Here is a 13,783-nt window from a genome sequence, read left to right on the forward strand (position 1 = left end):
ATCAGGAAGCAGCGGCACCTGGAATTGTTGTTTCCAGAGGCTCGTTAAAACGGCAGGAATATTCAGAATTTGGAAGTATCGGCAAGAGCCAAAGTATTTTGCCTAATCGCAACACGTGACAGATTGCGGATACGCATCATTATCCCAAGTTGCTGGCCAATAACAGAAGAGCAGCGCAAACGGCTGTGAATCAATCTTTTTGAAATAAGTTTTCAAAATAAAATTCAGAATCAATCGGACGGAATCGCTCACATCCCAAATTAAACCGTCTGGGTGAACATCGATAAAAGCCGAGGAATTATAGCTAACCTACTTATTATTTATAGGTAATCCGGCAGTTACCGTTAGATTATGAAAAACTTAACCTCCCTTGTTATACTATCGATGTTTGCAAGTCGCGTATTTGGGGCATTAGGCTTTTTCATAACATTCATTCGCAACAAGTGCGACAAGAATTTTTCGATATGCAACTTAGCCATTATTGAACTCCATGACGATAACACCCACCTCTACCCGCATCGTTGGTCTATCGTTAAGCAAAACTCCAACTTCAAAACCTCAGATACGTTAACCGATGAGTTGGACAACTATCGTATGGTCGATGCTGGTGTCAACGAGCCTTACGTTGGCCCTAATTCATCTATTTGTCTGGTATAAACAGCCGCAGCAAAGGGTGCATCTCTCCTTTTCGATAGTCGCGATAGCCGCTGCGGCTGTTACATTTATGGAACTGCTGGCAATGCATGCTTCCAGCACCGACCAAATGTCTCTCATACTGCGCTGGGCCCACCTGCCGATACTCGTTTTCTTTGTGGCGATCGCTTGCTTCGTATATGGTTTCTCCGTGGCTGGACGATTATGGCTGGCTTTGACGGCATGCGCGTTACAGGCTCTGACACTAATTCTAGGTTTCACTACGGGCTCGAATCAGTTCTTCAGCGAAGTGACGGCGCTTAAGCATGTCACCATTTTCGGCGGCGAAACGATCTCCATTCCCGAAGGCGTGCTCAATCCCTGGTATGTGGTCGGCCCGCTCGGCGTTTTAGCATTGATCATCTATGTGCTCGATGCGTCTTTTTCCGTGTGGAGGCACGGAACGGAGACTGACCGCCGCCTTGCTCTGATCATCAGCAGCGGCATCGTGCTCTTTTTACTGATCGCGCCTATCCATGCGGCTCTGGTCAATATGGGAATTATCAATTCACCGTATATCGTCGGCTTTTCTTTTTTGCCCACGATCGTCGCAATGAGCCTTGAGCTCAGCAACGAGGTCTTGCATGCGGCACAACTGACCCACCGCCTGCAGGCCAGCGAAGCCGAGCTGCGCCTTAGTGAGCAGCGCATGGCCTTGGCGGCGAGCGCCGCGGAACTCGGTCTCTGGGAATGGGATATCGCCCGCGATGAAATCTGGAGTACGGACAAAGGGCGTGCCCTGTTCGGGATCGATGCCCAAGAATGCGTCTCCTTCGAGCGTTTTTTGAACACCTTGTACCCCGAAGACCGCGAACCGGTTGCCCAGGCGGTACAAAAAGCGCTGGAGGGCGGCGGCGATTACGAAAGCGAATACCGCATCATGCTGCCGGACGGCAAGCTGCGCTGGATCGCCGCCCGCGGCGGCATCGACATGCCCCCCGGCACCGCCCTGCGAATGCACGGGGTGACCTTGGATATTACGCGGCGCAAACAGGCAGAACTGGAGGTTGAACGGCATCGCAGCGAATTGGCGCATCTGTCGCGCGTCACCTTGCTCGGCGAGTTGTCCGGCTCGCTGGCGCACGAACTCAGCCAGCCGCTGGCGGCCATCCTCAGCAATGCCCAGGCGGCGCAACGCTTTCTCGCCCAGGGTGCGGCAGGTCTTGCGGAGGTACGCGACATTCTCGACGATATCGTCGATGAAGACAAACGCGCCGGCGAAGTCATCCACCGCCTACGCCTGTTGCTCAAGAAAGGCGAATCGCGGCATCAGCGGCTGGATATAAATACCGCGGTGCGGGAAGTTCTAAAGCTGGTGCGGGGCGATTTGCTCAATCACAAAATCACCTTGAAGGTCGATCTGGCGCCGCAATTGCCTGCAGTCAACGGTGACACGGTGCAGATTCAGCAGGTTATGCTCAATCTGCTGATCAACGGTTGCGAAGCGATGGCCGATGCCAAGCCGACAAATCGCCGACTGCGCATTCGCAGCCTCCATGCCGGCGGCGTGGTACGAATTTCGGTCGCCGATCAGGGACGGGGCATCGCCGCAGGCGACTTGGAAAAAATCTTCGAACCGTTTTTTACCACCAAAACGCAAGGCATGGGCATGGGGCTCGCTATATGCCGCACCATCATCACTGCCCACGGCGGACAGCTCTGGGCAGAGGGTAACAACGACCGCGGCACCAGCTTCCACTTCACGCTGCCCGTGGTTTCCGGTACATATTCATGAAAACGAATCAACCTACCGTATTTGTTGTCGATGACGATCCGTCCGTATTGAAAGCGCTGGCTCGCCTGTTGCTTTCGGCCGGTTTAAACGCGGTCACCTTCACTTCGCCTAATGAATTTCTTGAGAATTACGATCCCCATGCCGCCGGATGTGTAGTGCTCGATGTCTCAATGCCCGGCCTCGACGGCTTGCAACTGCAGCAAGCACTCGCGGCGCTGGGCGATGCCGCACCGGTCGTGTTTCTGACCGGCCACGGCGACATACCAACCAGCGTCAAGGCGATGAAAGAAGGCGCGGTTGATTTTCTGACTAAGCCGGTGCATGAACAAGACTTGATCGCTGCCGTCCACGCCGCCATCGAAAAAGACCGGTTGAACCGCCAGGCGCGCGCCGAACTGACGGGTTTTCTGGCAGGACTGGCGACGCTCACGCCGCGCGAGAAGGAAGTTCTGGCTCATGTCGTTACCGGCAAACTCAACAAACAAATCGCGGCCGATCTCGGAACCGTCGAGAAAACCATTAAGGTTCACCGTGCCCACATTATGGAGAAATTACACATCAGGTCGTTGGCCGATCTTGTGCGCTTGACGGAACGGTCGGGAATCAAGTTCATGCCGATCGAAAAGAGCGTAAAGGCTGAGCGCCAGCGATAGCCGATTTTATCCCTCGATAATCTTTTTGATTATCGGCGATGCGAAATCGCCAGATTGATTCGCAACGTAAAGGCTGCTTTGTTTGATGGCCTGCTTCGGAAAAACACCGGCAGCACCTTCTCTGCATTATAAAAATGACCGTCGGAGAATTTTCCGATATTCCTGCGCCATAGCATTCAGCAACCTGCGTAAATACCAGTTCGCAACCACTTTTAATTTTTTAAAAAGTAACCCATTCATATGGTATCTTCAAAATCGGCTGTTATTCATCGCGCCGCGAAAGCGTCGATCGCTGTTTAAGTTAGGGAAAGAGAATTTATCGCTCGCTTATTCCGGCACTAATGGACTTTAGGCCGATTCCGTGAATTATCGGGCGCAACGCCACCTTTCTTGAAAACCAGAATTTCCCCTTCCATCACCAGGTTCAACACAAGCTTGTTATCGCGTATTTCCACACTGACCGCATCGGTCAAATCCCTCAAGTAATCCATATACCGCGATCCCGGCTCACATTCGGCCAATGTTGCCGGTCCCGGCATGATCTTGATGCGCCCGTCTTCCAAGGTATATTGACCCTGCATCCGATTACAATCGGCTTTGACTCGATACGAACCGTCCGGTAGAAAAATCAGCGTGTATTTGTCGGGGGTGTCGATCACGGCGCGGTACGGCTTTCGGGTGTCCTCAAAGCGCTCCCATTGCCAGACGATGCCGGTAATGCTTTCTCTCGGTACGAGCGTGATTTTCGGATCGGCTATTTTTTCGGCGCTGCGTTCCCATTTGCCGCCGTGCAGACGGTAGACTTGCCGCACCTGCCGGCTCAGGCAACATGCAGGATCGCCAGCCCTTGCCGTGAGCATATTCAAGTACACATAACCTTGGGCAATCGATAGATCGGTAATTCGAGCCCGGTCACCTAATAGAACGCTAGCCTGCTGTTCAGGCGCACCGCCGGTATTGCGCATAGCCATCAGATACTTGAAATTTCCCGAACCTCCGCTTTGCTGATCCAGAATAACGACCGCATCGCCTAATCCGTCCTGGTCCAGATCCCCAAAGGCGGACCTTTCCAGAGTGACCTGATCCTTCTGTGTCATTCCTTCGCCGTACGGACGTTTAAACGCACCCTCGTCGAGACGGAATTCACCCAATGAATCGATTCGATAGATTGCATTGGCAAGATCATTTCTTGCCAATGACTGTTTGACGTCGACGGGATTCGGCTTACCGACGGCCGCTCCGCCGGAAGTACTGCTGCATGCCGAAACCAGGACGTGCGCCGTCAAGGCCGTAATGATCGGCCATTTGGAAGTTTTCATTCTGCTCCTCTGTCATTTACCAGCGTTTTTATACTGGCCATGCTTGGTATGTAAATTCGGTTTTCTCACTCAATCCGGCGAGTCATGAAGACGGTATTGCCCCTACTCGGCTCTTGCGATTCCTTCCAGTTCCTGAACCAGCCGTTTTATGCCGGCGTCGTCCGGGATCACTTTGGCCGCTTTTCGCGCGGACAACAGCGCCGATCTGATGTCGCCTGACTCGCGCTCCATTGAAATGAGCGCGCTCAGAATTTCGAGATCATAGGGCTGGCGAATTGCTGCGGCCTTTAAAATCGCCAGCGCTTCACGCGGCCTCCCGGCGGAATGGAGGCCTATGGCATAAACATAAGCGTACCGCGCATTATCGGGAGCGAACTGCGTGGCAGCCATCAGGTCCTGGAGCGCGGCGGACATATGGCCCTGGCGTACCAGCACCAACCCCAGTGCATGGTGCAAGTCGGCCGCGTTCGGCAATAACGCCAGTCCCCGGCGCAATTGCTTCTCGCCTTCGTCCTCGCGGCCTTGCTGCCGATACACATCGGCGAGATTCACGTAAGCGGCGGCAAAGAGCGGATCCAGCCTGAGCGTGCGCTCGTACGCGGCAATCGCGGCATCCTCCCTGCCCTGACGCCATAATAAATTGCCCCGATTAACATTTTCCGAAGGCCAATCGGCATTGATCGTCAAAAAACTCTGGTATTCCTTGAGCGCGGTTGCGCGCGCCTTTAACCGATGCGGAGGAAATCGGCTGTCCGGCACATCGGCCAACAGGCGGGCCGCTTCGACACGAACGCCGCGTATCGCATCGGACAGCAGCGGAGATGCCATTTCGACACGGCTGTCCGGATCGATCGACTCGAGCAAGCTTAGCGCCGCGATCCGCACCGACGGATCGGCATCTTGCAGCAGCTTCCGCGCAACACCTGCTAAATCCGGAGGCAGCATCGGTCCTGCGAGCAGCGCAGCCGTCGCGCGAACGACGGCAGGGCTGGCCGAGTCTTGGGCAAGCTCAAGCAAGGCAGGCAAGGCGGTAATGCCCTGCGAGACCCCGGCTTCCAACACGCTGCCGAAATGCGGACGCTGCCGCCAGGATTTGCCGTACCGTTTATCCAGCGCATCGGCGGCCCATTCGGGCTTACGGTTTTGGTGGCACAGCGTGCAGGCGTTCGGACTGCCCAAAGATAGCGACAAGTCCGGCCTGGGCAGGCGAAAACTATGATCGTGCCGGCCGTCGATGACCATGTAATTTTGTTCGGGCGCATGGCAGTCGATGCACTGCGCGCCTTTTGAACCGGCTTTGTGGAAATGGTGCTTGCCGGTATCGAACACGGCCGGATTGTGGCAGCGTGCGCATAAAGCATTGCCTTCAGCGCGGAGCTTGAGCGTGTGCGGTTCGTGGCAGTCCAGGCAGGTCACGCCTTTTTGATACATCTTGCTCTGGCGGAATGAGCCCCAAGTATAATCTTCATCGCGCTGCTGACCGTCCGCGTAATAGGCCGGCTGTATCAACAGCGCCGGACGATGGGTGTCTTCCAACGGCAAACCGGGCAATCCGTCTTCGGCCAATGTAGAACGACGCGCATGACAAGCCCAGCAAGTATTCATCAGCCTGTCGTCCGCAGGCCGATCCCGTTGAGCGAATTTCGCATCGCTCGTCGGAAATTTCCACGCCTCCCGCCATCGGCTGAGCAGGCGTACCTCAAATCCTTTGCCGTCTTCCTGCCGATACGGCGGCCGGGCTTGTTTGGCCCATGCGACGTGTCGGGCTGCGGGGCCGTGGCAGGCTTCGCAGGATACGTTCAATGCGCTGAATGTCGTTCGGTAATTATCCGACGCCGCATCGTAGCCTTTTTTGAGAGCGGTCGAATGGCATTCGGCGCATTGCATGTTCCAGTTCTGGTAACGCCCTGTCCAGTGCAGTTGGTCCTTATGATCGATTTTCTGGTTGGGGTAAAGATGGAACCAGCGCTGCCCCCCTTCGGGTTTTGTGCGGCTATCCCAGGCGATACCGAGAGCCTGGTAGCGTCCTCCCGGAAATTCGATCAAATATTGCTGCAACGGCGTAATGCCGAACGCGTATTTGACCGGATAATCGGCGAGTTTGCCGTCCGGGCCCTCTGTCCGCACCATGAACTTGCCGTCGCGTTTAAAAAACTTAGACTCCAAACCATAATGCATGAACGTCGCATTATCGAAATCGCCGAGCACGGTTTGCGCATTCGCCGGCTGCATCGCGAGTGCGTGGTGCGAACCCGCCCATGCTTCGGCCTCGTCCTTATGGCACTCGCTGCACGCATTCGCACCGACATAATCGTTATGCGCTATAAGTGCCGCGGTTTCGGAATTCATCGCTGCCGGCGCAGGGGCTTTCTTGGGCGGATGTTTCAAATAAATGAAAGTCTCAAACGCCATTGCGATCAAAATCAATGAAAGGATAATTGCCGTCGGTCGACGTATTTGCCAAATCGGCAATTTAGAGACGCCTTCCATTGGTGAATCAGGCACAGTTTGCGCAGTCTGGACCTGTTTGTGTTTCTTGCGCCGGCTCATCGGGCTTATCTTATTGAGCTAGATGGGAATATGTCGGCCGAAATCATTCGGCTTCAGCCGTTACAGGCATCCCCGACCAAAAAAGGTAAATGAGTTTGTCCCGGCCAATGATCTGTACCAGTTCTCTTAGCAAGCAATAGAGGAAGAACAATACCGCAAGCCACATCTGGATGATCCAGAAATGAGGCCAGACGATTTTCTCCAGCAGATGTCGATGGGCTTCGAGGATATCCCCGCCCTCTCGCAGTAAAGGAAACACATGCTCGGCATAACGCACAACAAATGTCGCAAGAAAATAGATGCCGCTTTTCCAGGCAATGCCACAAAGTAAAGGCTTACCGGCGAATTTATTCATCAATGACAGTTTATCGACGACCAGGACCACCTTCCCGACAATCAGCGCTCCCATCACCGCGACACCTAGCCCGGTCAGTGGAATCCCATATTCCCGTTCGATCAAATTCCGCGTGGTGGCAAGCAGAAGAAAAGAAATGAAAAAAAAGATCGTTGGAGGCAGGACCAGCAGGAACTCGTGTTTTATTTTATTAATTAGCTTCATTTAAGCCATCCTTATCGATTTATTGCCGTATTTGAATTCAGACAATCACACCCGGTCTCTTCAGCCCGGCATTCACTTACTGAAACCGAGCACAGGCAATCGCCACTATAAGCCGTCAGAAAACGGAGTCGCAGTGATCGAACCGAAAACATGGATTCTTCCTTCATACGTTGTTTGCTTACGGATCATTTTTCTGCTGAAACCGCGACGGACCATTCTATTGCGAGCCAGCCGGTACGGCTATTGGACTTTAGCCCAAGTTTTATCGGTGCCGGCGGATTGGCGAGGCTTCATTGCGCTGCCAACGTAATTCGCTCGCAGCTCGGAGCGGAGCTCCGCCATCAGGAATCTGAATTTTTATAAAGAAGCGTTATATTCCGGCTTTTCAAGCCTGCTTTGCCTGTTTCGGCACGCCGTGTTGAGCCGATGCATTGATGATTTACAATATTAACCCGGCAGTCGGGGCAGTTTTGCAGACTCGAAGGATGGCCACTAAAACCGATCACCCCGGTATGTCCGAATTTGCCAACTGATTGACGGACAAATACTTGTAACTGCCTTTACGCATATTGAAAAACACGAGCTCGGGAAGGCTCATCAAGATGCCCGTGGCGCCAGATTGCAAATTTTTTCCCGAATCCCATGGCCAAGAAAAAAACCCGTAAAGGCTTTGGCCGATACCGGCAGTGGTATTAAAAAGGCCGAACAAGGGCCGCAAGAACACGTTGTCATCGGTAAAAAACACGAATAACGCATCGTCGGGATTGTATTGATATAAGCGGCTACTCACGATATTCGATTCTTTCAACGCCGTTAACATCCTGTTTTGCCGCGACATGATCTGTTTCAATGCCATACCCCGGTATGAATCCAAATCGCGGCTCTGCGTCACGCGATATTGATCGCGGACGGATCGATAGGAGACAAACGGAATGAAGTTGTAGGCGGAGTCCACATATCCCCCTAACCGTTTTACGGATTCCTTCACCGCCAACGTATCCGACGCTAACCGGTTATGACTGTTACCGTAAGGTTTCAGCAAAGCCTGGTGGATGGTTCTGAAAAGTTCGGTGACACAGTTGCGCGTGATCAGATCGTAGCGGTATTCCTGCTGCAATTTTTGAAACAGGCTCCGTTCGACGTTATCCAACGCGGACAGCGCCGTTGTCAGGCGTTCCGGAGTCAAATTCGGCGTCGGCCCCTCCGGAAAAGCAATACTTTTGGAAGGCAGAGCGTTTTCGCCGCTCATGCGGAAACCACGCTGTTGTTCGCTCTTGAGCAATTCGAAGTAACGATTGGCGATCATCTCGATCTGGCTCCACTCGGTTTCGGTCAACCGTTCCCGGGCTGCTGCCAATTGCCGGTGGCGATTCAGCGCCACTTGGGCATCGTTGAGCAGAACCCGTATTTGGCCTTTATGCCGGAGGTATTGATCCGGTTTAACCCATTCGGGGTTTTCGCCAAAATCGTCGACAAAAAACCAATAACCCGACAGCAGCGAGGCTTCAACCGCGAGATAACGGGCCAGATTGACCAAAACCGCATAGCCCCAGTCCGGGCGGTTCGAATCGAGCGCTTCGATGAAGCCGGTTTCCAGATCACGGCGTAACGTCTTCAGTGCTCGCCTTTCCGCCGCGGAAATCCTGAAGGCTTGCCGCTTTGTCGATAAAAGCGCATCGGGCTGTAACGGCCGCGCTTCATCGATGGCTTTGAGGGCATATAATGCCGTCAGGCAGTCCGTATACCTTTCGGTGAAGGAATAGACCGAGGCCGGAAAACTGTCATCAGTGAAATCCGGATCGATCACGGGCCACTGGCTGGGTGCCAGCGTATTGATTTGCGCTTCGGCCCGAGCGCGACGGCGATGCAAAAAGTCCGCACCATAGCGCTGCTCCACTTTCTTGCGCAAACTCTGGATGCTTTGCGATTGGCGTTTCGTTAATTCGCTGGCCGGTTGCCGAAGCGGCCGGCCGGGCTCCGGATAAAAAAGCCCGACGCCTTTTAGCCGCAGAATCGACGTTGCATCGGCATCAAGAAGCGTATGACCGGCTTTCGACTTCTGCAGCAAATACCGGATAAATGTCCGATCCTTATGCAGATCGTCGAGCCATTTGAACTGTCTTTCCTGCGCCAGAAACTTCCATTTGAATTGATTTTTCAGCAGCTCAAAGGTGTCTTCCTCCACCTCGACGCGGCTCAAATGCATCGGACGGTTCTGCAAGTACCGGTAATGAAAATGAAAATCGGCCTTTTCCCGCCGGAACAAGCGAATGAGCCCGGAATCGAGATGCTGGAAATGATAAATGTCGTCATCGAATTGAATTGCGGTATGCCCCCCGCTCGAATTCCCTTCGCTGGCTTCTACATACAGATAATTGAAAGAGTTGGCCGATACCGCGGGCGCTAAAAAAAAGAAGGCCGTTAACGCCGCACGAACGCCGATGGCAAAGCACAAGCGTAGCATGATGCGAGTGACCGGCCTTTCAAACTGGCAATTAAGAGCCATACCGAGCCGGGTTATTTTTCGGACTCGTAACCTTTTTGAATATTTTCCATTTTATTCTCGTCAGCGTTTGCAAAATTCTTTTTGTAGGTTTCGTAGGCAATCCCTTCGATGCCGGCTTTTTTCAAACCCTTGCCGATTGCAATATAAGTTATCGGCTCCCGGTCCCAGTTTGCGATACCGGCCTCGGCGGCAATGCCGCTCAAGCCTTTAAGAAAACCGGAGTAATCGGCCTCCGCATGGGAGGACTTTACATAAGCTGCCGTGTAATCGGACACATTTTTTTCGTACTTCTTTTCTTTATCGGAAATGGAAGACGGGCTACTGATGATGGAGCTGGTCGAATCGGAAATGCTTTTGGAGCTATCCGAAAAAGAACAACCGGCGATCATAAATGAAACTATCAAAATCCAACATTGATTAGAATTTACCAAATAGGAAGGCATGACTATCTCCCGCTTAAAACCAGAGGCATACAGAATATTTATTAATAAGTTTTTTCCTGAGTCTGTCCCGACGAGTAGTCGGGTATTCGGCATTTCGACGACGAAAAATCCGACAGGCTTAATTTTATGTTTTGAACAAGCCCGGACTCATTGCATCATAGCCGGTTTAAACCAGCCTTGCCGGGAAAAATACCGGGCAAGCTTTGCCGATATCTCGTCGGCTATTTTTTTTCGTCTGCTGCACGGAAGATGACTTATATGACTTTATATTGTTATTTACTCATCTGCCGACAGCCTAAATACCTTGCCCGGTCTATCCTTTAAATCCGATGCTTTACCTGACTTTTACTGCCGACTTTCAGCGAGCTTCCATCCCTCGGGGTTAAACGCCTTAATCGCTTTGACCTCTTGGCTAGTCTTTGGGCCTAAGTCCTTTTCGAGGACTTTTCCCTGATGATTGATCATGAAAGTCATGATTCCGGACGAACCGTATTTGGCCGGAAAGGCGAGCAGACCGAAACCGGCGATCATATTGCCGTTGATCACATAATCATATTTTCCTCCGGCCGCATCTTTTCCCTGCCGGGTCAATAATTTGTAATAATACCCATGATAAGGCTGCGGCTCGTCGGTTTTGGAAGCAGGATAAGCTTCAGAGCGTGCCTTTGCAATCAACGGCCCAAGCGGGCTTGGCTCCCCGCCTGCAGCGCTCTCCCAATATAGGCCGTCCTGCCGGCCTGCGCTGCTCAGGAATTTTTGCGCATATTCCAGGACGCCGTCTTGATCTCTGTCCTTACTTGCGTAACTGAACTGGGCCTCGGCATAGGCTTTCGCGACATTGATGGCGCTGAGTTCGTTGCGCCCGATGCGGCGGCTCAACATTTCGTCAATCCCCGCCTCGGTATCGAAACGCCACGTATTTGCTTCCTGAACAAGGGGAATCGGCAAAGGCCAAGCTTCATTGCCGACGACCAGAATCGCGCGTCCGTCAGCCTGTTTTTCGATCCGCTGTTTGACCGCGGCAGCGGCGGCGAATTGTTCGCGATTATTTTTGTCTTCGACGGGATCGCCGCTGGTCAATTGTTCCCGGTATCGGGATCCGAACAGAGCCATCAAAGCCTCGACGTTGTCGGCATTGATGGCCTCCAGCAAAGCGTTCACTGCCTGTTCCGGCGATGCAAAAAATTGCTGATCGGGCACCGGCTGCGCTTGCACTCCGTTCACAATCAGAAGAGTGGCCGATACGGCTATACGGATTAAAGCCTGTTTGCTGAAAAATAAAAAGCGTTCCATCTACGGTATCTCGTTAATAGGGTGGAAAACTCGATCACTGGATCGGTAACTCTGGCTGATTAAAAACAGAATTGACACACTTGATTGAATACTGGCAAGAAGCTTGGTCCCAGCCCAAACAGTTGCTTCTTGCGCGTGCGACAACATGGAGCAATCTGCTAGCGTCGCCCGAATCCGCCGGCGGATTTGCGAGCCTCGGTCCTCCCTAAGGCTTGTGCCCGGCTCGATTGCCCTCTTTGGCTGTATGCTTTCGCCCTGCCGCCTTCATTAATCCCGCCAAAAGCGCTCCTCGATGCCGAATCCCTGACTGCAAAGTTCCGTTGCTGGGGTATCGGTTTCGGTAAAGATTGCGAACTCAGCGATGTTTCCGACGTACGGTCCTTCCCGCGTTCCCCTGGTTGTGCATCGGATCGCGCAACACGCCTTTCGCTTCCGCCCGAGACCGTCTTATTCCTCCGAGCGCCGGAGAAATCATTCCTCTGACCGGCTGGCGCCGCGGGTTGGCTTGAAATCCCCGGCTTCTGGTTTGGGTTACTGAGAGACTGCGCGATCCTCTGCGGCGATGCCTTCTCCTGCCGCTTCCGTAAGGAAGGATTCGCTTGACCGAGCGTCTTTTCAATTTGAGCCTGCCGTGCCCGATCCATTTGATCCCGGTCAAAACCGGCATAATCAAGATTGGCGGGCTGGTCTATCGTCTTCCGCTGCCCCGCGAGCGCCGGTTGCGGTTGGGGTTGAACGGCAGCTAGGCGTTGCTGCGCCTGGGATGTATAACGGTAACCGCGCCGATGTTTAGGGTCGTGAATCCACGCCGTCGGTCTGGGGCGATCGTTGATCGGATTATCACGATTGACGTTTATCTCGTCGGCATTAATGTTGACATTACGGTCGATATCGATCTCGTTGCCTACCCGACTGCCGTAACCATAATGGTAATTGGGGTAATGAGAGATTGCTGGATAATGATAATAACCGTGATAATGGTCATTCCAATCGTCATCGCTCCATTCGGAAATCGCCCAACCGAGCAATGCGCCGGTGGCCACCCCAGCGCCGAAAGTCAGCCAGGGCGAGGTCTGGCCGGTCGTGGTGGTGGTCGTCGTGGTGTTATAAACCTGGGCAGGCGGCGGACTGTACAATACTTGCGGATTGTATTGCGGAACATAAATCACTTGCGGATTCGCGGGCTCAATGCGGACGACCTCGGCCTGTGTTTTTCGAACCGACGATTGCGCGGAGGGCGCTTCGACCCAAGTACCGGTAGCGCCTTGATCTCCTGCAGAAACCTTTGTGATCGAGGCTTTGGTAATTTTCTGTTCCGGCGAGTCTTTCAGCAGTCCAGCCGCCATCGCCTTGGCGCGCAGGGACTGTATCGATCCAAGCATGGCCTCCGGTTCCGCCAGGAATCTGTCCCCTAGCTGAGTCGTCCATTCGAGCCGGTCGTTCATCAAGGAAATAACCTGAGGAAATTCAAGCAGCGCGATGATACTGGGCGCCCAATCCTGACCGGTAGCTAAGGTGGCATTGGGATTGATTGCAAGCCAGCGGGCCGCCTGCACAACTTCCAGCGGATAGGTCGCGGCAGGTAGCAATTGAGCAAGCAAGGGATCGGGATATAAAGCGATCGGGGCCACCAAGGTTTCCAGGTCGGTAGGCTTGGAAGCGGGGAGTGCGGGTGCCGTTAACGGTGCATTCGCCGGCTCGGCGGCTACAGGCGTTGCCTGGCCGGCAGCGGTTGCGGAAGGAGACGGTTCTACCGGCTTGTGCTTCCATTTCATCACCCCAAAAACCGCCGCGGCGCCGGCCAGCGCAGCCGCCAATGCCAGCGCTAAAGGTTTGGCTGCTCCTTTAGCGCTATGTTCGACTTGCATAATAGATTGCTCCGATTAAGGTCTTTTAAGAATTTCGGAGATAATCTATATTCCTTCGTCCTCTGAATCTATTGGACTTTAGGCCAAGGTTGCTCTGAGACAGGGCGAAGAAATTTTGAATCACAAGCTGAAAAAGCGGCGCTCTTTACGAGCCCGATAATCGC

The 13,783-nt window shown here is 53.3% G+C and carries 9 protein-coding genes; 2 read left to right on the plus strand and 7 right to left on the minus strand.

Annotation, left to right across the window (positions count from 1 at the left end):
- Window positions 1-844: 844 nt before the first annotated feature.
- Window positions 845-2,428: an ATP-binding protein gene (locus JJL52_RS16390; protein ID WP_202053568.1), complete on the plus strand. Its 1,584-nt coding sequence runs from the start codon at window positions 845-847 to the stop codon at window positions 2,426-2,428.
- Window positions 2,425-3,081 (plus strand): response regulator transcription factor, encoded by a 657-nt coding sequence (locus tag JJL52_RS16395; RefSeq protein WP_202053569.1) that lies wholly within the window; start codon window positions 2,425-2,427, stop codon window positions 3,079-3,081. The genes JJL52_RS16390 and JJL52_RS16395 overlap by 4 nt, the downstream gene beginning before the upstream one ends.
- Before the next feature lie 338 nt (window positions 3,082-3,419).
- Here the strand turns inward: JJL52_RS16395 and JJL52_RS16400 are convergent, their stop codons facing one another.
- The 7 genes from JJL52_RS16400 to JJL52_RS16430 form a co-directional block, all read right to left on the minus strand.
- Window positions 3,420-4,400, minus strand: coding sequence for an META domain-containing protein (locus tag JJL52_RS16400; protein WP_202053570.1), 981 nt, complete (start codon window positions 4,398-4,400; stop codon window positions 3,420-3,422).
- A 102-nt stretch (window positions 4,401-4,502) separates the two neighbouring features.
- Window positions 4,503-6,812, minus strand: coding sequence for a cytochrome c3 family protein (locus tag JJL52_RS16405; RefSeq protein WP_202053571.1), 2,310 nt, complete (start codon window positions 6,810-6,812; stop codon window positions 4,503-4,505).
- 181 nt (window positions 6,813-6,993) lie between these two features.
- Window positions 6,994-7,509: a hypothetical protein gene (locus JJL52_RS16410; RefSeq protein ID WP_202053572.1), complete on the minus strand. Its 516-nt coding sequence runs from the start codon at window positions 7,507-7,509 to the stop codon at window positions 6,994-6,996.
- A 502-nt stretch (window positions 7,510-8,011) separates the two neighbouring features.
- Window positions 8,012-9,973, minus strand: coding sequence for a hypothetical protein (locus tag JJL52_RS16415; RefSeq protein WP_202053573.1), 1,962 nt, complete (start codon window positions 9,971-9,973; stop codon window positions 8,012-8,014).
- 53 nt (window positions 9,974-10,026) lie between these two features.
- Window positions 10,027-10,458 (minus strand): putative lipoprotein, encoded by a 432-nt coding sequence (locus JJL52_RS16420; RefSeq protein WP_202053574.1) that lies wholly within the window; start codon window positions 10,456-10,458, stop codon window positions 10,027-10,029.
- Between the two features lie 345 nt (window positions 10,459-10,803).
- Window positions 10,804-11,751, minus strand: a complete 948-nt coding sequence (locus JJL52_RS16425) for a DUF2950 domain-containing protein (protein ID WP_202053575.1) — start codon at window positions 11,749-11,751, stop codon at window positions 10,804-10,806.
- A gap of 158 nt (window positions 11,752-11,909) precedes the next feature.
- Window positions 11,910-13,619, minus strand: coding sequence for a DUF3300 domain-containing protein (locus tag JJL52_RS16430; protein ID WP_202053576.1), 1,710 nt, complete (start codon window positions 13,617-13,619; stop codon window positions 11,910-11,912).
- Window positions 13,620-13,783: the final 164 nt, after the last annotated feature.

Origin of the sequence: Candidatus Methylomicrobium oryzae, assembly GCF_016745425.1 — a bacterium.
Taxonomy (GTDB): domain Bacteria; phylum Pseudomonadota; class Gammaproteobacteria; order Methylococcales; family Methylomonadaceae; genus Methylomicrobium; species Methylomicrobium oryzae.